Here is a 19,178-nt window from a genome sequence, read left to right as displayed (position 1 = left end):
CGGACGGACCTGCCCCGACAATAGGAGTATCTCGATGCCCGGTGGCCTTGTCGCCCTGCTTGACGACGTTTCGATCATTGCGCGCACCGCTTCGGCCAGCGTCGACGATATTGCCGCTGCCGCCGGACGGGCGGGGTCGAAGACGGCGGGCGTGGTGATCGACGATGCCGCAGTGGCGCCGAGCTATGTCACCGGCCTGAGCCCCGCGCGCGAGCTGCCGATCATCTGGAACATCACCAAGGGCAGCCTGATCAACAAGCTGGCCATCCTCCTGCCCGGCGCGCTGCTGCTGAGCGAGTTCCTGCCGCAGGCGATCCTGTTCATCCTGATGCTGGGCGGGGCCTACCTCTCCTACGAGGGGGCCGAGAAGGTGCTCGAAAAGCTCGGCGGCGAGAAACACGGCCAGACGCTCGACGACGAGATCACGGACCCGGTCGCCTTCGAGAAGCAGCGCGTTTCGGGCGCGGTCCGCACCGACCTGATCCTCTCGGCCGAGATCATGGCGATCACGCTGAACGAGGTCGCCTCGGAGGACCTGCTTACGCGCGCCGGTGTGCTGGCGCTGGTGGGTATCGGGGTGACGCTGGGTGTTTATGGCGTGGTGGCGCTGATCGTGAAGATGGACGATGTCGGCCTGCATTTCGCGAAAGAGGCGGCGACGTCGGCGGGGCGCAAGTTCGGGCGGTTGCTGGTGCGGGCGATGCCGCGGCTGCTGGTGGCGCTGTCGGTGATCGGCACGGTGGCGATGCTGTGGGTCGGCGGCGGGATTATCCTGCACGGGCTGGCCGGGATCGGCGTGTCCGGGCCGGAGCACTGGGTCGAGGGCATTGAGCATGGCGTTTCGGCCATTGCCGGAGGGGCGCTCGGCTGGCTGAGCTTCGCGGCGCTGTCAGCGCTGCTGGCGCTGGTACTGGGAACGGTGCTGGTGTTCGTGCTGCACAAGGTATTGCGGCTGGGGCACTAAAGCGGGAAGACCCGCCTTGCTCCCCTCCCCTTGGGGAGGGGCTGGGGGTGGGGGTTCGGCGCTGGCGCGGAACCCCCATCCCAACCCTTCCCCAAGGGGAAGGGCTTTGCGAGTGAATGCGATGTTGTCCTGCTCTAACCTTCGATCCGCGCCAGCAGGTCTCTCGCGAACAAGGTCAGCGTATCGTCGCGTGCGCCCATGATCACGATGCGGTCGCCGGGGCGCGACAATTGCTGTAGCCGTGTGGCGCAATCCTCGCGGTCGGGCATATATTCGGCGCTCGCCCCCGCATCCTGCATCAGGGCGACAATCCGCTCGCTGCCTTCGGAGCGGTCGACCGTGCCGCCGAAATAGACCGGGTCGCACAGGATCGTGTGGTCCTCGGGGCCGAGTTCTTCGGCGAAGGTCTGCGCCAGTTCCGCCCCCATCTGGCGCAAGGGGCCGTAGCCATGCGGCTGGAAGAAGGCGAGCACGCGGCCCGGCTGGCTCTTCAGCGTCTTCAGCGTGGCGCGGCACTTCTCGGGGTTGTGGCCGAAGTCGTCGATCACGGTGATCCCGCTGGCCGTGGTGCCGATAATGTCGAACCGGCGCGCGAGCCCGGCGAAGTCGGCCAGCGCGGCCACCGCCTCGGCCACGGGAATGCCCGCCGCATTGGCCCCGGCAATCGCGGCGAGCGCGTTCGAGAGGTTGTGCTTGCCCGGCATCGCCAGCGTGAGGGCATGGTCGCTGCCATCGCGGCGGTCGATCACCGTGGCGCTCTGGCCCGTCGCGCTTTCGGTGATCGAGCCTTGGGCGATCCCCAATGCGGCGCAGCTGTTGTCGATACCGAAGGTGACCGGATCGTGCCCGCGCGCGACCAGCCGGAAGGCTTCGACATCGTCGGCATTGACCACCGCGCGGCCCGACACTTCGAGAAAATCACCAAACAAGGCACGCAGTTCGTCCATGCTCTTGTGATCGAGACTCACGTTAAGCAGCACGGCGACGCTCGGGCGGTAAAGCGTGATCGAGCCGTCGCTTTCGTCGACTTCGGAGACGAACACCTTGCCATCGCCCACCACGGCGCTGGCGAAGGGCTCTGCTTCGCTGACGAAGTTCTTCATCACCGCGCCGTTCATGATCGTGGGCGCGCGGCCCGTCGCGTGGAGAATCCAGCCGAGCATCGCCGTGGTGGTCGACTTGCCCGAGGTGCCGCCCACCGCCAGCGAGCATTCGGCCTCGTTGAACAGCGAGGAGAGCAGCTCCGCGCGCGTCATCCGCGTGGCTCCGACGGCCTTGGCGCGGGCGGCATCGGGCACCGTGTCCTCCACCGCTGCCGAGGCGACGAACACCTGCTCGCCCGAGGTCAGCCCGCTGCCGTCCTGCGGGAACAGGGCAAAGCCCCGGCTTTCGAGCCAGGCGAATTTCTCGGGCGTGCGGCCCTGTTCGCGGCTGCGGTCCGACCCGGCGACTTCGGCGCCGAGGCCCTTCACGATGGCGGCCAAGGGCAACATGCCCGAGCCACCGATGCCGCAGAAGAAGAACGGACGGGAGAGAAGCGATTGGGTCATGGCGGCCAGCGGTATGCGCGAATGGCGGCTAATTCAAATGCTGTCTTGAGGGGGTGACGGCCACGGCGCGGCGCATTAGGAAGAGCACATGACGCGCATCGCTCTGGTTTGCCCCGGCAAGCCCATCCAATCCGACCGTGCGGCAGCGGTGGTGGCGCTGGCTGAGGAGGAGTTTCCTGGCCTTACCTTGCGCTTCCACCCGCAGTGCTTTGCCGAGCACGGCCACTTCGCGGGCTACGATGCGCAGCGGCTGGCGGCTTTCCTCAACGTTGCGAACGACCCGGAGGTCGACGCGGTATGGTTCGCGATGGGCGGCTATGGCTCGAACCGGATCACGCCTGAGGCGCTGGCGGGGCTGGGCGAAGCCGCGCGGGCGAAGGTCTATCTCGGTTACTCGGACTGCGGCACCTTGATGGGCGCGCTTTACCGGCACGGGATCGGGCAGCAGGTCCACGGTCCATTGGCGGGCGACATTCGCCGCGAGGGCGGGGCCGAGGCGGTGCGGCGGGTGCTGCGCTATTTTTCCGGCGCGGCTGATGGTCTTGAAGGCGGGCTCGACGAACGGCCTGCCGTGGCCTTCAACCTGATGACGCTGGCGATGCTGGTGGGCACCGAGTTCATGCCCGACCTCACCGGCCATGTGGTCCTGCTCGAAGAAGTGTCGGAGCATATGTATGCGGTCGACCGCCTGTTCTTCCACGTCACGCAGCACCTCAAGGGTGTGGCCGGGATCAGGCTCGGGCGGGTGTCCGCCGTGCCCGAGAACGACCGTCCGTTCGGCTATGACGAGGAGCAGATCGCTCGCTTCTGGTGCGCCAGGAGCGGCATCGCCTACCTCGGGCGTGCCGACATCGGGCACGACGCTGCCAACAAGCTCGTGCCCTTCGGACTTGCCGCGCGCGCCCGCCGGGCATAAGCGCGCACCCCCAGCAAAGGAGCTATCCCATGATCGCATTCGTATTTCCGGGGCAGGGCAGCCAGAAGGTCGGCATGGGTGTCGATCTCGCTGCCGCCAGTTCCATCGCGCGCGAGACCTTCGAAGAGGTCGACGAGGCGCTGTCGCAGAAGCTGTCGGCGCTGATGGCGGCAGGGCCTGAGGACGAGCTGACGATGACCGCCAATGCGCAGCCTGCGATCATGGCCAATGCGCTGGCCATTGCGCGCGTGCTTGAGGCGGGCGGGGTGAGCCTGTCGGCCAAGGGTGAGGCCGTGGCGGGGCACTCGCTGGGCGAATATTCGGCGCTGGCCGCCGTGGGCGCGTTCAGCCTTGCCGATACGGCCCGTCTGCTGCGTATTCGCGGCGATGCGATGCAGGCCGCCGTGCCGGTCGGCTTGGGCGGTATGTGCGCGCTGCTCGGGGCGGACATCGAGAAGGCGACGGCGCTCGCCGAAGCTGCCGCGCAGGGTGACGTGTGCGAAGTGGCGAACGACAACGATCCGGGGCAGGTCGTGCTCTCGGGCCACCTTGCGGCGATTGACCGGGCGGTCGAACTGGCGAAGGAATATGGCTGCAAGCGCGCGATCAAGCTGCCGGTGTCGGCGCCGTTCCACTGCTCGCTGATGGGCCCGGCGGCGGAGAAGATGGCCGAGGCCCTGGCGGCGACCCCGCCGCAGGCGTTCCGCTTGCCGCTTTACGCCAACGTGACTGCTGCTCCCGTGACCGATGCGGGCGAGGAGCTGGATCTGCTGGTGCAGCAGATCACCGGCCGCGTGCGTTGGCGCGAGAGCGTCGGGGCGATGGCCGATGCGGGGATCACCCATTTCGTCGAGCTGGGCGGCAAGGTGCTGGGGCCGATGATCAAGAAGATCGCCCCCGATGCGCGTGTCACCAGTGTGGTGGGGATGGACGATATCGAGGCGCTCGCGAAGGAGATTTGAGGCGCTCGCAGAGGCGCAGAGGCGCGGAGGGGGTATGCGCGAGATTGATGAGTTGAGCGGAATGGTGGTTGACCACTGTATTCGCATTCATCGTGAGTTGGGACCGGGGCTGCTCGAATCGGTTTATGAGCTGGTTCTTACCGGATCGCTCGTTCGCGCAGGAGTGAAGGTCGACCGCCAGAAGGCGATCGACATCTGCTTTGAAGGCCAGACTTTCGTGAATGCTTTCAGGATCGATCTGCTTGTGGATGATCGTCTCGTGCTGGAGATCAAGTCCGTTGAGCGCCTCTCGAATTTGCACGCCAAGCAATTGCTGACATACCTACGCCTTACTCAACAGCCCGTAGGGCTGCTTCTCAATTTTTCCGGCGAGACCATGAAGGAAGGAATCCGCCGGGTCGTCAACAACCATCGCTCGCCAATGTGACCCTCTGCGCCTCTGCGAGCGAACAATGTACAGGACACAGCTAATGTTCTCACTCGAAGGAAAAACCGCCCTCATCACCGGCGCCAGCGGCGGGATCGGCTCGGCCATCGCCCGCTCGCTCGCGAAGCAAGGTGCCCGCCTCGCACTCTCGGGCTCGAACCCGGCCAAGCTGCGCGCCTTCCGCGAGGAACTGAACGCCGACTTCGGCCACGACCACGTCGAGATCACCTGCAACCTGTCCGACACGCAGCAGGTCGAGGAACTCATCCCCGCCGCCATCGACACGCTCGGCAAGCTCGACATCCTCGTCAACAACGCCGGGATCACCCGTGACAACCTCGCCATGCGGATGAAGGACGAGGAGTGGGACGATGTGATCGCGGTGAACCTCAGCTCGACCTTCCGCCTGATGCGCGCCGCCACCCGGCCGATGATGAAGGCCCGCCACGGCCGCATCATCAACATCACCAGCGTGGTCGGCGCCACCGGTAATCCGGGCCAAATGAACTATTGCGCCTCCAAGGCAGGCGTCGCGGGCATGAGCCGCAGCCTTGCCGCCGAACTCGCCAGCCGCAACATCACCGTCAACTGCGTGGCGCCGGGCTTCATCCGCTCGGCCATGACCGACGCGCTCGACGACAAGCAGAAGGACGCGATCAACGCCCGCATCCCGATGGGCCGGATGGGCGAGGGCGGCGATATCGGCGGTGCGGTGGCCTATCTCGCCAGCGACGAGGCGGGCTATGTCACCGGACAGGTGCTGCACGTGAACGGCGGAATGGCCATGATGGGGTGATTTCCCGCAGTTTTCCCCAAGGAATCGCCCCCTCTCGGGCGATTCCGGCAGGGAATCCTTGCCGCGCAAGCGACCCTTGCTAAGGATAGGCCTGTAGAATTGCCCGTGGGACGGGCTGCTTGAACGCAGAGGTTTGAAACGCGATGAAAGCCAAGATCGAACGGGCGACACTGCTGCGCTGCCTGTCGCACGTGCAATCGGTGGTGGAACGGCGCAACACGATTCCGATCCTCTCCAACGTGCTGATCGAGGCCGACGCGGGCGGGATGGTCAAGGTCATGGCGACCGATCTCGATCTGCAGGTGGTCGAATCGATGCGCGCCAATGCGGTGGAAACGCCCGGCGCGATCACCGTCTCGGCGCACTTGCTGTTCGACATTGCCCGCAAGCTGCCCGATGGCAGCGAGGTCAGCCTCGAAACGGCGGACAACCGCATGGTGGTGAAGGCCGGGCGCAGCCGCTTCCAGCTTCCGACCCTGCCGCGCGATGATTTCCCGGTGATCGTCGAGGGCGACCTGCCGACCAGCTTCAAGCTGCCCGCCAAGCTGCTGGCCGAGATGATCGACCGCACCCGCTTCGCGATCTCGACCGAGGAAACGCGCTACTACCTCAACGGCATCTTCCTGCACGTGGCGGATGAAGATGGCGGCGTGCTGAAGGCCGCGGCGACCGACGGCCACCGTCTCGCCCGCTTCACGATGGAGCGCCCTGCCGGGGCCGAGGGCATGCCCGACGTGATCGTGCCGCGCAAAGCCGTGGCCGAGCTGCGCAAGCTGCTGGAAGAGGCGATGGAAGGCGCGGTCGAGATCGACCTGTCGCCGAGCAAGATCCGCTTCACGCTTGGCGGTGAGGGCGGCGTGGTGCTGACCTCGAAGCTGATCGACGGCACTTTCCCCGACTACAACCGCGTGATCCCGACCGGGAACGACAAGCTGCTCAAGGTCGATCCCAAGGTGTTCTTCGCCGGTGTCGACCGCGTGGCGACCATCGCCACCGAGAAGACCCGTGCGGTGAAGATGGGGCTTGAGGCCGACAAGGTCGTGCTCACCGTCACCAGCCCCGACAACGGCAACGCCGCCGAAGAGGTCAGCGCCGAATACAGTTCCGACCCGCTCGAAATCGGCTTCAACGCGGCCTATCTCAAGGACGTGCTCGGCCAGATCGACAGCGACCTGGTCGAACTGCACTTCGCCGATGCGGGCGCGCCGACGCTGATCCGCAAGGACGAGAACAGCCCCGCGCTTTACGTGCTGATGCCGATGCGGGTCTGATCGCGATACGGGAGCCTATGGCTCCCGGTCGTCGCCCAGCGCCTGCATCATCGCCGCCAGATCGACGAATTTTTCGCGCGGGGCGCCTGCGCGGGCGGCCTGTTCCTCGGCCTGCTCGATCTTCTTCCAGTCGCGGAAAGTGACGAGGTCGAGCCCCTTGCTCCGTGCCAGCGCGTCGAACCCGGCGCGGCCCTGCTTGCCGCCGTTGCCGAGCGTGCCATCGGCGAGGTCTTCGCCGATCTTTTCGACGATGCCATAGCCGTCAGGCCGGTTGGTGCCGATGGTGCCCGTCGGCCCGCGCCGCGCCCAGCCCACGCAATAGATGCCGGGCAGCATCCGTCCCTCGTCGTTGGCGAAACGGCCCGCCCGTTCGTCGAACGGCAGGCCGGGGATCGGGCTGCTGCGATAGCCGATGCAGCTGACCACCAGATCGGCGGGCAGGCGCTCGATCTCGCCCGTGCCGACCGCGCGACCGCGCTCGATCACGGTGCGTTCGACCTCGATGGCCTCGACGTTGTCCGTGCCGATCAGCGCGTGCGGCTGGGCGAAGAAGGCGAACTCGATGGCGATGGGCTTGCCCTCGCGCGCTGTCTCTCCGGCGGCGGCAAACTGGCGCAGCAGCGTGACCGATTTCCGCAGGCCCGGTTCGAGCATGGCGTCGTCGCCCTCTGGCGGCAGGTCGGCCGGATCGACCACAGGCGCGGCGCGGGCCAGCTCGCCCAGCTCGCCCAGTTCCTTGGGGGTCATCATGATCTGGTGCGGCCCGCGCCGGCCAAGCAGCACGATGCGCTCAATCCCGGCGCTGGCCAGTTGGTCGAGCGCATGGTTGACGATATCGCTGTCGGCGAATTCCTCGCGCGTTTTCGAGAGAATCCGCGCCACATCGAGCGCGACATTGCCCATGCCGATGACCACGGCGGTGGAGCCGGTGAGGTCGGGTGCCAGCCTGGCGAATTCGGGATGGCCATTGTACCAGCCGACAAAGCGCGCGCTGCCGAACACGTTGCCAAGCTCCGCGCCGGGAATGCCCAGCTCGCGGTCGTGCGGCGCGCCGGTGGCGAAGACCAGCGCATCGTAAAGCCCGGCCAGTTCATCCACGCTGATGTCGCTGCCGATGGTGACATTGCCGACGAAGCGGACGTTCTCGCTTAACGCCACCTTCTCGTAGCGCCGCGAAACGCCCTTGATCGACTGATGATCGGGGGCCACTCCGCTGCGGATAAGGCCGTAGGGAACGGGGAGGCGGTCGAACACGTCAACCCGGATATCGTCCCCGAACGCCTTTTGCGCGGCTTCTGCCGTATAGTAGCCGGATGGGCCGGAGCCGATGATCGCCAGATGTCGCATGTGCTTCGCCTTCTCCCGGCCTTTTGTCCGGCAATACTAGCCCAATTGCCCGGCGTCGCCAATCGGGCGCGGGCAGGAGCAAGCCGACATTTCGTGTTTCTAGATAGTTTCCCGTATGTAGCTAAGAATTAACGCTTTCGCAAAGTGGGTCGGCGAAAGCAGGCGCATGACTTTTGCGCGCACAAGGGGTGATACCGAGACTGATTCGTCCCGGACCGATTCTGCTGCCCGAAGCGAGGCGCCAGAGGTTGTGCGGCCCGCGGCTTTTGCCGCGGCAAGACGTGGCGCTGCGCCGGTTGTTGCCGAGCCCGCCGAGACGTCCGACCTCGCGCCGGTTCCCGACTTGCCGCAGCCGACCAGCGACCGCCGCAAGGGCAATCGCCGGATGGCCCGAAAGACGCGCGCCTTCACCCCGCCGGAGCCGCAGCACCGGATGCACGGCTGGTTGCCGCGCCGCTGGCCCGCTCTGGCGCTGATCATGCTGATCGCTTTGTGCGGCGGCCAGATCCTGGCGACCAGCGTGCCCGACTTGCACGCGCTGCTGTTGATCGGTTCGGCGATGCTGGGGGTCTTGCCCCGCCGTGCGGCCCGGCAGATGGCCAGCCGCCGCCACGGCCGGGCCAAGCTTGCTGTCTGCGTCGTGTTCGTGGCGCTGCCGCCGTTCCTGTTTGCTCTCGGTATGGCGCACTGGACCATTCACGGCGGTCTGCCCGGCGATGCGATGATGGCCGCAGTGGCCGGGACCAGCCTTGTCGCCGGGGCCTATCTGCGCCGGCGGCCAGCGCTGATGTTCGCGGTGCATCTGGCCACCTGGACGGCGGTGACGATCAGCTTCAGCAGTATCGCCGGATGGGGTACGCTGGCGCTGGTGCTGCTGGTGTCGGCAAGGGTCAGTCAGGAACAGTGGGACGAGCAGCTGCGCGACCGGCAGGAGATGGAAGCGAACGAGCGCGCGCAAACCCGCGCCCGCGACATTCTGGCCGACTACGAAGAAACCGGGCAGGGCTGGTTCTGGGAAATCGACCGCCGCGCGCAGCTGACCTACGTATCGCCCCCTGTGGCCGAGGTGCTTGGCCTTGAGGTTGGCGCCTTGATTGGCCAGCCGCTGACCCGCCTGTTCGATATGGACCAGTCGGGCGAGGAGAGCGAGCGCAGCCTGCAATTCCACCTCTCGGCGCGCTCGTCCTTCAGCGAACTCGACATGCGCGCCGCGACCGACGAAGAGGTGCGCTGGTGGTCGGTCTCGGGCCGCCCGATCTATGACCAGTTCAACAACTATGTCGGCTTCCGGGGGTCGGGCACCGACCTCACCGAGCGTCGCCGCAGCCAGGAACATGCCAGCCGTCTGGCCCACTACGATTCGCTCACCGGGCTCGCCAACCGCTTCCAGATGTCGCAGAGCCTGGAGAAGATCCTCAGTTCGCCGCAGCTTCATCATCGCGACTGTGCGGTGATGCTGCTCGATCTCGACCGCTTCAAGCATGTGAACGACACGCTGGGCCATCCGGCGGGCGATGCGCTGCTGATGCAGGTCGCCCAGCGGCTGGAGCGGGCCGTGGGCAGCCACGGACAGGTCGGCCGGCTCGGTGGCGACGAGTTCGAGGTGATCATCCCGCGCTCGATGGCGCGCGATCACCTTGGTACGCTGGCGGCGGAAATCATCTATTCGCTCTCGCAGCCCTATTCGATCGAGGGGCAGCGCGTGGTGATTGGCGCATCGATCGGGATGGCCGTCTCGCCGGCCGACGGCAGCACCAGCGAGGCGCTGATCCGCAATGCCGATCTGGCGCTCTATGCCGCCAAGGATGGCGGGCGCGGGCGCTATCACTTCTATGCCGACGATCTCCATGCCGAAGCGGAAGAGCGCTCGCAGCTGGAGGAGGATCTGCGCGATGCGATCAGCAATGGCGAGCTGGAGCTTTATTATCAGCCGGTGGTGAGCGTTGCCTCCGAGACCATCACCGGGTTCGAGGCGCTGCTGCGCTGGCACCACAAGACCAGGGGCCCGATCAGCCCCACCAAGTTCATCCCCATTGCCGAAGATACCGGCTTGATCGTCCAGCTGGGCGAATGGGCCCTGCGCCAGGCCTGCAAGGACGTGGCGACATGGCCGGAAGATGTGCGCGTGGCGGTCAACGTTTCGCCGTTGCAGTTCGCCAACCCGCAGCTTCCCGCCATGGTGATGAAGGCCATTGCTTCGGCGGGGATCAGCCCCGAGCAGCTCGAACTCGAACTGACCGAGAGCGTGTTCCTGTCCGACAACGAGGGCACCGACGCGATGTTCGCCTCGCTCAAGCGGATTGGCGTGCGCATTGCACTCGACGACTTTGGCACCGGCTATTCTTCGCTCGGCTATCTGAAGAAGGCGCCGTTCGACAAGATCAAGATCGACCAGAGCTTCGTGCGCGGCGCGACCGAGCAGGGCAGTCGCAATGGCGCCATCATCGCCTCGATCACCAATCTTGCGCATGCCTTGGGTATGGACACCACCGCCGAGGGGGTGGAGACGATGGACGAGCTGGATCTGGTGCGCCTGCACGGATGCAGCCACGTGCAGGGCTTCATCTACGCCAAACCGATGAGCGCGAAGGACGCGACCGAGAGGCTTGCCAGCGGACTGCAGGCGGATGCGCACGGGCCCCGCTCGGCCCGTGCGCCGCGGCAGAAGGTACTGCGCAAGGTGGTGCTCGATCACGAAGGGCAGGTCTATAACGGCACGGTGCGCAACATTTCCTCGCGCGGGGCGATGATCGAGGGACTGAGGAACGTGCCGACCGGCACGACCTTCGTTCTGCGCCTCTCGCGCGAGCATACGATCAGTTGCACCACGCGCTGGTGCGAGGAGGACCGCATGGGTGTCCAGTTCGAGCGCGCGCTGGTGCGTGACAGTGCGGGCCGTCTTGTGGCGACGCAGGGTGCACCGCCTGTGCCGGTCGGGGCGAGTGCCACCGCGTGATATTGGATCACGACCTCGGCAAGATAGCCTGCTGACAGTCTTGCGCCGCGCGGCTAAGGGCGGGCGATGACCGAACTATCGAAGATCCGCAACTTCAGCATTATCGCCCACATCGACCACGGCAAGAGCACGCTGGCCGACCGGCTGATCCAGCATTGCGGCGGCCTGACCGAGCGCGAAATGTCCGAGCAGGTGCTCGACAACATGGACATCGAGCGCGAGCGCGGCATCACCATCAAGGCGCAGACCGTCCGCCTCGCCTACACCGCGAGGGACGGCGAGACCTATGAGCTGAACCTCATGGACACCCCCGGCCACGTCGACTTCGCCTATGAGGTCAGCCGCAGCCTTGCCGCCTGCGAGGGCGCGCTGCTGGTGGTCGATGCGGCGCAAGGCGTGGAAGCGCAGACGCTCGCCAACGTCTATCAATCCATCGAGCACGACCACGAGATCGTGCCCGTCATCAACAAGATCGACCTGCCCGCCGCCGAGCCGGAAAAGGTGCGCACCGAGATCGAGGACATCATCGGCATCGATGCGAGCGAGGCGGTGCTGGCGAGCGCCAAGTCGGGCATCGGTATCGAGGATATTCTCGAACAGGTCGTCGCCAAGATTCCGGCCCCCAGCGGCGACCGCGATGCGCCGTTGAAGGCGATGCTGGTCGACTCCTGGTACGACCCCTATCTCGGCGTGGTCATTCTGGTGCGCGTGATCGACGGGGTCCTGAAGAAGGGCCTGCAGGTCAAGTTCATGCAAGGCGGGACCGAGCATCTGGTCGACCGCGTCGGCTGCTTCACCCCCAAGCGCACCGACCTGCCCGAGATCGGGCCGGGCGAGATCGGCTTCATCACCGCGCAGATCAAGGAGGTCGAGCAGGCCCGCGTCGGTGACACGATCACCACGGTGAAGGGCGGGGCAACCGCGCCGCTCAAGGGCTACAAGGAAGTGCAGCCGGTGGTGTTCTGCGGGCTGTTCCCGGTCGACGCCGCCGACTTCGAGAAGCTGCGCGAGAGCATCGGCAAGCTGCGCCTCAACGACGCCAGCTTCTCCTACGAGATGGAAAGCTCGGCGGCCTTGGGCTTCGGCTTCCGCGCGGGCTTCCTCGGCCTGCTGCACCTCGAGATCATTCAGGAGCGCCTGAGCCGCGAATACGACCTCGACCTCATCACCACCGCGCCCTCGGTGGTCTATCGCGTCCACCTCGCACACACGAAGAACGAGGATGCGGCGGTGGTCGACATCCACAACCCCGCCGACTGGCCCGACGTGAACCGGATCGAGCAGGTGGAAGAGCCGTGGATCAAGGCGGTGATCTACACCCCCGACGAATATCTCGGCGCGATCCTGAAGCTGTGCCAGGACCGGCGCGGCATCCAGACCGAACTCACCTATGTCGGCGGCCGCGCGCAGGTGACCTACGAGTTGCCGCTGAACGAGGTGGTGTTCGATTTCTACGACCGCCTGAAGTCGATCAGCCGCGGCTATGCCAGCTTCGACTACGAGCAGATCGGCCTGCGCGAGGGCGATCTGGTGAAGATGAACATTATGGTCAATGCCGAGCCTGTCGACGCGCTATCGCTGATCGTGCACCGCTCGGTGGCCGAAGAGCGCGGCCGCGGGATGTGCGAGCGTTTGAAAGACCTGATCCCGCGCCACCTGTTCAAGATCCCGATTCAGGCGGCGATTGGCGGCAAGATCATCGCCCGCGAGACGATTGCCGCGCTGCGCAAGGACGTGACCGCCAAGTGTTATGGCGGCGACATTACCCGGAAGAAGAAGCTGCTGGAGAAGCAGAAGAAGGGTAAGGCGCGGATGCGCGAGTATGGGAATGTGAGCATTCCGCAGGAGGCGTTCATTGCGGCGTTGCGGATGGGGGAGGAGTAGCTCTTCAACCCGCTCACCCTGAGCTTGTCGAAGGGTTATTGCGGCGCTGCGGATGGGGGAGGAGTAGCGTCACGCGACGCCGACCCTCATCTTCGCGGAAGGACACAACCTACACGAGGTCTGCGCTATGGCGGGTCTGTGGACCGAGCAGAAGGGGGCGCATTTGCGCTCCACCGCAGCCATTTGGCGGTTTGTCCGATTTTCTTCGGGGGCGGACTTCGTTCGCCCATAGCGATTTGCTATCATCCGCGGAAACGTGATCATAACGCCGAGCGTTAACGGACTTGAGGACGTTCGCCATGGATGGCTTTGCATAAAACGGCAAGGGCCGCCGCAAAGTTGGCTTCAACGCGTTCGCCGTGCTTCTGAACCATAGATGGGGTTCTCAAGTTATATATTCAGAAAATTGGCTTCCGGAATGTCGATATGTTGAAATATGTGACTAAAGTTGGGCCTCTTTTTACAGGCTGCTCTGTGTTCGCCGTGGTGATGGTCGCGGGGTTAGGTACAGAACTGCCGGCTGCGGTTAAGTCGATCTGTATAAATGCGGACATTGCGATGACTAGCCTCGATTGCAACACTGGTAATGCGATAGATCAGAGTCTTAACGGGTCGGACAACGGTGGCTACTATTCGGAGTCAGGCGCCAAGGGCCGCAACAGCGGCGATCGGAACACGACAAATTCGGGTGCTGATCGCGCTCGGCAAACTGGCGATCTTCCGCCGATCGACATCTCAACCATGACGCTATTTGACTATTCGCAACCTTGGCATGCATCGAACTGGGATCATGGGTTTAGCGATATTCCCTGGAAGTTCGACCATGTCACCGCAAACGGCAGCGACATCGTTCTCAAGCTGGATCAAACCGGAGCGCCGGAACTCAAGGGCGTTGGTCAAGAGGGGCATTACCGAGGCGTTTGGGAAGCCGATGTCACTTTGCCGGACATGCGCGAAGGGTTCGTGGCAGCGCCACTCTGGCTTTATACCAAAAACAATGACGGCAAGGCGGGGGAGATCGACTTCGAATTCACGCGTCTTGGCTTGCAGTTGACGCTTCATTCGGAACACACCGGCGCGCACAAGCAGCACAGCGTGACAGTGATGGCAGGGCAGGACTGGTCGGGCAAGCGATACAAGCTCGGTATCCGCGCGGATATCCAGGCAGGCTATATCGAGATGTATGTTAACGGCGAAAAGGTTCACACCTTCCGTCGTTCCGACAGCCCTGAGGCCTTTCCGACCGAGCCGATGATCCCGCTCATGTCAATGTGGACCGCCAAATCAGGTTTGGGATGGGCTGAAGGCTGGCTCGGTAAATGGGATGGAGGAATCCAGACCATGACAGTGCACGGGTATGCCTATTCACCGTTCTGACCTGATTACGTCAGGTGTCCCATCAGGTGGGAGGCGTTGATGCGCTTATCTGCGATCGATGGATAATCGTTCTCTTGAGGTAGCGAACGACGGGCAGTTCGATCAGCAGGTGGACCGCGACTCCAGCCGCTAACGCCACGGCAAATCCGGTCGCTACGATCGCGATTGTGGCGCTGACCGAGGTGAGCGGCGGAACTAGCTTGCTGATTCCTTGCAGGACGAACGGGTGCGACAAGTAGATCGCATAACTTGATGCCCCCAGAAGTTGCACCTTGCTGTTCGTGGCGACGATCCCGGATCGCTCTAGCGACAGGGCGCTAACGAGAATTATGACGCTGGGCACGCCGGCAAGGATCCACCGCGGCCCCGACGGCCAGGCGAACATGTATGCTACCAGCCATGCGATCGCGGCTACAAGGATCCATTGCGCCCCTTTTATCGTTAAGCTTGGCTGGCGGTTTGCCAAGTAACCGATCCACATTCCAAATACGAACTCCAGAACAATCGGTTGACCTAAGAAGTGAACTGGAACGGATACGGGATTGGTAAGGGAAATAACGACGACTAGGGTAGTGATGAGCGTCGAGGAGGCGATAATGCTCTGTTTTACCTTGCTGAATAAGGCGAGGAAGACGGCAAAAATTGTATAAAAGAACATTTCATAATTTAATGACCATCCGACAAATAGTATCGGAAATATGGATCCATCTTGTCGTTCGTAAGGGATAAAGAAAAGTGACTTCAAGAGGTTGGCGAAATTCGCCTGTGTGGATCCCAACAGATTGGGAGAGAAGAGCGCAATGCTGAAAACACCCAGCGTGAGAATCCAGTAAATTGGTACGATTCGGACCAATCTGCTCTTAAAAAATTCGGTCGCGCTCGGATTGGTCTTGATCGTACTGTGGACGATCACAAAGCCGCTTAGAACGAAAAAGAGGTCCACGCCAACGTTGCCAAATGCCAGCATACTCTGCGAGATGCCGACGGAAGCGACAAGGTCTTCTATATGCACAAATAGGACGAGGAATACGGCGAATGCGCGCAATGCCTGAAAGTTATAGATCATTCAATTTACTCTCAAACATTTGGGCAGGTCTAAACCAAAATTCTGATTGGCAAGCAACAGCGTGACCAAAAAACCCGAGCGCTTGAGGCAAGGTGTTCCAGTTTGGTGCAATTGTTCCTGGCCTGCTTTTCTTGATTCTATGATATTGATATCAATAGAGAGTTTGCTTTGATGGCCTGAATGGCAGTCCATTTGCGATCTCCCCGATCAGCACAGGAATTGGGGCATGCGTGTTTCGTCCTTCGCGGCCTTTCGCGCCTTCCCCACGCTCGCGTGGCCGTCTCGAGTGCGTGGTGGAGGCCCCGCGCGCGTCCCTCGGCAAAGCACTCGCGCGCGCGGTTGCGTTCCATGAACATCAGCGGCCGGTCGTTATAGATACGCCGCGTGCCGACCATCTTTCGTCTTCGACTGTCTGCCAAGGCAGGCGCTCAGGCCAGGCGAGGAATGGCGCGGGCCGAGACTTGTCCATTCCGCCGCAACGACCTACTTGCCGCCTGTGACCCTGACCAAGCTTCGTCCTTACCTGTTCCGCCTTGGATTGATCGCGCTGCTCGCGGCCATCCTCGGGCAGGCGACGCCGACAGCGCCGTTCCCGGTCCATCCGGGCAGGGGCTCGGCCTTCGATGCGAAGACGGTCGATGTGGTGGTGCTCTCCCACAAGAGCGATACCGCCCGCCAGACGCTGGTCGCCGAGCCGCGCTGGCCGCTGGAGCCGCTCGTCGTCTCCGAAACCGTCACCCCGCCGCAGGTCCGCCCCTCCGGTTGGCCCCCCCGGCAGACGGGTCCGCCGCCGCTCGCTCCCTGGCGCGTGGTCCCGCCGCTGCGAGCCCCTCCTGCCTTCACCTGATCTGACGCCCGCCGTCCGGCGGACCTTCTCATTTCTATCAGGTGACATACCATGCACGATAATCGGGCAGCCTCTGCCGACCCCTCCGCGCGCTTCGACGCTATCGAGAAGCTGTTGAATCTCTATCCCGATGTCAGCGACGAACAGCTCGCTGATATGAAACTGTGGTTCAAGAGGCAGGCCAGCGCTTTCGAAGTCGCCAGCCTCGCGAGCAAGAACCCCGCCGCCTACGAGAAATTCCGGAACGATCATGTCGACAAGTTCGGCAAGTTCGATCTGGCGCTGATCGCTCTGGCGACCCTCGCCGTGGTGGGCGGGGCGATCTACCTGGTGTAAGCCGGGCGGGCCTGTCCTCTGGCAGGACAGGCCCCACGCCCGAGGTGAAGACCCTTGCCTCGGCCCGGCACCGGTCATAGGGGCCTGCATCACCCGCAGCGGGGTGGACGAACGAGGTTTCAGGCTTTGACGGCAGCACAGCAGACGATTGCACACGAACGGTTGGGCCGTCCGGTCCTGTCGGTCATTTCGCCGAGCTACAACGAACGCGACAACATGCGCGCCTTCACCGATGCGCTGGCAAGCGCGCTCAAGGGCATCGAGTGGGAGTTGATCGTCGTCGACGATGACAGCCCCGACGGCACCTATGAGGAGGTGCTGAAGATCGGCGCGATCAATCCGCGCGTGCGCTGTATCCGCCGGGTCGGGCGCAAGGGCCTGTCGTCGGCAGTGGTCGAGGGCATTCTGGCTAGCTCCGCGCCGGTGGTGGCGGTGATCGACGCCGATATGCAGCACGACGAAACGGTGCTCCCGCAGATGCTGGCGAAGATCGACGGCGGGGCCGATCTGGTGGTCGGCACGCGTTATGCCGCTGGCGGCTCCACCGGCACCTGGGGCGAGGGCCGCTTGCGGATGAGCGAACTGGCCACGAAAATGAGCCAGCTGCTGATCGGCAATGCCACCAGCGATCCGATGAGCGGCTTCTTCATGGCCCGGCGCGATCTGGTGAACAACCATGTCTACGACCTGTCGCAGCAGGGGTATAAGATCCTGCTCGATCTGATCGCTTCGGCACCGCCCGCCACGCGGATCGAGGAAGTGCCTTACACCTTCCGCGAACGCACCGAGGGCGAAAGCAAGCTCACCCTCATGGTGCTGGCCGAGTTCCTGTTCCTGCTGATCGAGAAGCTGACCAAGGGGCTGATTCCGCCGCGTTTTGTGCTGTTTGCGATTGTCGGCTTTCTGGGACTGGCGGTGCATCTGTCGGTGCTGAACCTGATGGGCACGTTCCAGCCGACCTTCATCATCGCCCAGACCGTGGCGACCTTCGTGGCCATGGTGTTCAACTTCGTGCTCAACAACCAGTTCACCTTCCGCGACAAGCGGCTGACGGGCATGCGCATGATCGTGGGGCTGGTGGTGTTCATTCTGGTCTGCTCGGTCGGCGCGATCGCGAACCTCTCGGTGGCGAACTTCGCGCAGCAGGAGTTCGGCAACTGGAACGTGGCGGGTGTGCTTGGCGCGCTGATGGGCTCGGTGTTCAACTTCGGCGTGTCGTCCACGCTGGTGTGGAACCGGCGCAAGAAGAAGCCGCGCGTTTCGGCCTAAGCGCGCTTCTAGTCGATCCGTTCGAACGGCACTTCCGCGCCGTTCTGGTAGAGCGTGACGCCGGTGATGGTGTCGCCTTCGCCGGTGAACACCAGCCGTGCGTCGACCACCTTCCAGAAGAACGCGCGCGGCCCCTCGGCAAAGATCGGGAACGCCGGTTGCGAAGTCAGCTGGGCGAACAGCTGACCGTCCTCAAGTGTGATGGCCAGCCGGGCGTTGTTGGCCATGCGATAGGTTCCCACCAGCGGCGCGAGCTGTTCGGGGCTTAGCCTTACCTCCTCCCGTTCGGGCACCGGCGCGGGGGCGGCAGGGGTGGCGGCTTCGGCAGCGACCGGCGATCCGATCAGCGCGTGGAAAGCAAGGTCGGCGGCAGAGGGCTCGGCGGCGGAGTTGGTGAGGCCGATCACCGCACGCCGCGTTCCCGGCTGCACGGCCAGATGGCTGCGATAGCCGCCGGTGCCGCCGCTGTGGTTGAGCACTTCGCCGCCCGGTGCGGGCAGGATCATCCACCCGAGCGCGGTCTGGTTGTCGGTGCCAACCTGATCGGTCCGGTCCGAGAGTGTCAGCGCCATGGCCTCGGCAATCGGCGAGGCCGGGTCCATCGCCGCTTCGGCGAAGGTGAGCATATCGCTGGCGGTCGAGCGCAGCGCTCCGGCACCGGCCAGCACCGACAGGTTCCACGGCCTGGTCACGCGCAGATATTCGTCGTGCGGCACGGCAAGGCGGGCCTGCATCGCGGGATCGAGCGCGATGGCGGTATCCTTCATGCCGAGCGGATCGAGAATGCGCTCTCTCACGAGGCTTGCATAGTCGGTCCCCGCCGCGCGGGCGAGGACGTAGCCAAGCAGGCCGACGCCGAGGTTCGAGTATTCGTAATGCGCGCCGACCGCGCGGGGCAGCTGGTACTTGCCGAGGAAGTCCAGCAGCATCTGTTCGGTGTAGTCGGCATAGGGATCGGCGGGATCGCCGAAGGGCATGTTGTCGGGCAAGCGCGGCAGGCCCGAGGTTTGCAGCGACAGGTGGCGCAGCGTGATCTGCTGGCCCTCGCCGTCGCGCGGCATAGGCGCGCCTGCGGGGAGATAGCGTTCCACCGGATCGTCGAGCGCGACTTCGCCCTTCAGCGCCATGTCGGCGAGCAGCAGCGCGGTGAAGACCTTGGTGATTGAGCCGATCTCGAACTCGGTATCGCCGTCGAACCGGGGCCCGCCCT

16 protein-coding genes are annotated in these 19,178 nt (G+C 64.1%); 12 read left to right on the top strand and 4 right to left on the bottom strand.

From position 1 onward, the window contains the following. The first annotated feature begins 34 nt into the window (after positions 1-34). Positions 35-964: a DUF808 domain-containing protein gene (locus D2V17_RS06735; RefSeq protein WP_119592321.1), complete on the top strand. Its 930-nt coding sequence runs from the start codon at positions 35-37 to the stop codon at positions 962-964. 134 nt (positions 965-1,098) lie between these two features. Here D2V17_RS06735 and D2V17_RS06730 read toward each other — a convergent pair whose 3' ends face one another. Then, a complete protein-coding gene (locus D2V17_RS06730) occupies positions 1,099-2,514 on the bottom strand; it encodes a glutamate ligase domain-containing protein (RefSeq protein ID WP_119592320.1) in 1,416 nt (471 codons plus the stop codon). Positions 2,515-2,602: 88 nt separating this feature from the next. On the opposite strand from D2V17_RS06730, the gene D2V17_RS06725 reads away from it, so the two are divergent. The 5 genes from D2V17_RS06725 to dnaN all read left to right on the top strand — a co-directional run bounded on the left by D2V17_RS06725 (position 2,603) and on the right by dnaN (position 6,886). Beyond that, entirely contained in the window at positions 2,603-3,430 is an 828-nt protein-coding gene (locus tag D2V17_RS06725) for an LD-carboxypeptidase (protein WP_119592319.1), read from the top strand. 29 nt (positions 3,431-3,459) lie between these two features. Further along, positions 3,460-4,392, top strand: coding sequence for an ACP S-malonyltransferase (fabD, locus tag D2V17_RS06720; RefSeq protein WP_119592318.1), 933 nt, complete (start codon positions 3,460-3,462; stop codon positions 4,390-4,392). Between the two features lie 34 nt (positions 4,393-4,426). Beyond that, a complete protein-coding gene (locus tag D2V17_RS06715) occupies positions 4,427-4,819 on the top strand; it encodes a GxxExxY protein (RefSeq protein WP_119592317.1) in 393 nt (130 codons plus the stop codon). A 43-nt stretch (positions 4,820-4,862) separates the two neighbouring features. Further along, positions 4,863-5,615: a 3-oxoacyl-[acyl-carrier-protein] reductase gene (fabG, locus tag D2V17_RS06710; protein ID WP_119592316.1), complete on the top strand. Its 753-nt coding sequence runs from the start codon at positions 4,863-4,865 to the stop codon at positions 5,613-5,615. 143 nt (positions 5,616-5,758) lie between these two features. Then, positions 5,759-6,886 carry a DNA polymerase III subunit beta gene (gene dnaN, locus D2V17_RS06705; RefSeq protein WP_119592315.1) on the top strand — a complete coding sequence of 376 codons (1,128 nt, stop codon included), beginning with the start codon at positions 5,759-5,761 and terminating at the stop codon, positions 6,884-6,886. A 15-nt stretch (positions 6,887-6,901) separates the two neighbouring features. Here the strand turns inward: dnaN and D2V17_RS06700 are convergent, their stop codons facing one another. After that, a complete protein-coding gene (locus D2V17_RS06700) occupies positions 6,902-8,233 on the bottom strand; it encodes an FAD-dependent oxidoreductase (protein WP_119592314.1) in 1,332 nt (443 codons plus the stop codon). A gap of 250 nt (positions 8,234-8,483) precedes the next feature. On the opposite strand from D2V17_RS06700, the gene D2V17_RS06695 reads away from it, so the two are divergent. The 3 genes from D2V17_RS06695 (at position 8,484) to D2V17_RS06685 (ending at position 14,450) form a co-directional block, all read left to right on the top strand. Then, entirely contained in the window at positions 8,484-11,189 is a 2,706-nt protein-coding gene (locus tag D2V17_RS06695) for an EAL domain-containing protein (protein ID WP_245978573.1), read from the top strand. A gap of 66 nt (positions 11,190-11,255) precedes the next feature. Further along, positions 11,256-13,073 carry a translation elongation factor 4 gene (lepA, locus tag D2V17_RS06690; protein ID WP_119592312.1) on the top strand — a complete coding sequence of 606 codons (1,818 nt, stop codon included), beginning with the start codon at positions 11,256-11,258 and terminating at the stop codon, positions 13,071-13,073. Between the two features lie 426 nt (positions 13,074-13,499). After that, a complete protein-coding gene (locus tag D2V17_RS06685; protein ID WP_119592311.1) occupies positions 13,500-14,450 on the top strand; it encodes a family 16 glycosylhydrolase in 951 nt (316 codons plus the stop codon). A 22-nt stretch (positions 14,451-14,472) separates the two neighbouring features. On the opposite strand, the gene D2V17_RS06680 is transcribed toward D2V17_RS06685, so the two are convergent. Next, complete coding sequence (locus D2V17_RS06680) at positions 14,473-15,516, bottom strand: acyltransferase family protein (RefSeq protein ID WP_119592310.1); 1,044 nt, start codon at positions 15,514-15,516, stop codon at positions 14,473-14,475. A 487-nt stretch (positions 15,517-16,003) separates the two neighbouring features. Between D2V17_RS06680 and D2V17_RS06670 the strand changes: the two genes are divergently transcribed. The 3 genes from D2V17_RS06670 (at position 16,004) to D2V17_RS06660 (ending at position 17,968) form a co-directional block, all read left to right on the top strand. Beyond that, positions 16,004-16,363, top strand: a complete 360-nt coding sequence (locus D2V17_RS06670; protein WP_119592308.1) for a hypothetical protein — start codon at positions 16,004-16,006, stop codon at positions 16,361-16,363. Positions 16,364-16,414: 51 nt separating this feature from the next. Continuing rightward, entirely contained in the window at positions 16,415-16,699 is a 285-nt protein-coding gene (locus tag D2V17_RS06665; RefSeq protein WP_119592307.1) for a hypothetical protein, read from the top strand. Between the two features lie 162 nt (positions 16,700-16,861). Continuing rightward, the gene (locus tag D2V17_RS06660; RefSeq protein ID WP_220474081.1) at positions 16,862-17,968 is read left to right on the top strand and encodes a glycosyltransferase; all 1,107 of its coding nucleotides are present in this window, start codon (positions 16,862-16,864) and stop codon (positions 17,966-17,968) included. Positions 17,969-17,976: 8 nt separating this feature from the next. Here the strand turns inward: D2V17_RS06660 and D2V17_RS06655 are convergent. Then, the coding region (locus D2V17_RS06655; RefSeq protein WP_147367271.1) for a serine hydrolase at positions 17,977-19,178 on the bottom strand (1,202 nt) is incomplete at its 5' end.

Source organism: Aurantiacibacter xanthus, from assembly GCF_003584015.1.
In the GTDB taxonomy this organism is placed as follows: Bacteria; Pseudomonadota; Alphaproteobacteria; order Sphingomonadales; family Sphingomonadaceae; genus Alteraurantiacibacter; species Alteraurantiacibacter xanthus.
Note: the sequence above shows the minus strand (reverse complement) of the source record. Positions and strands in the feature narration are given on the sequence as shown.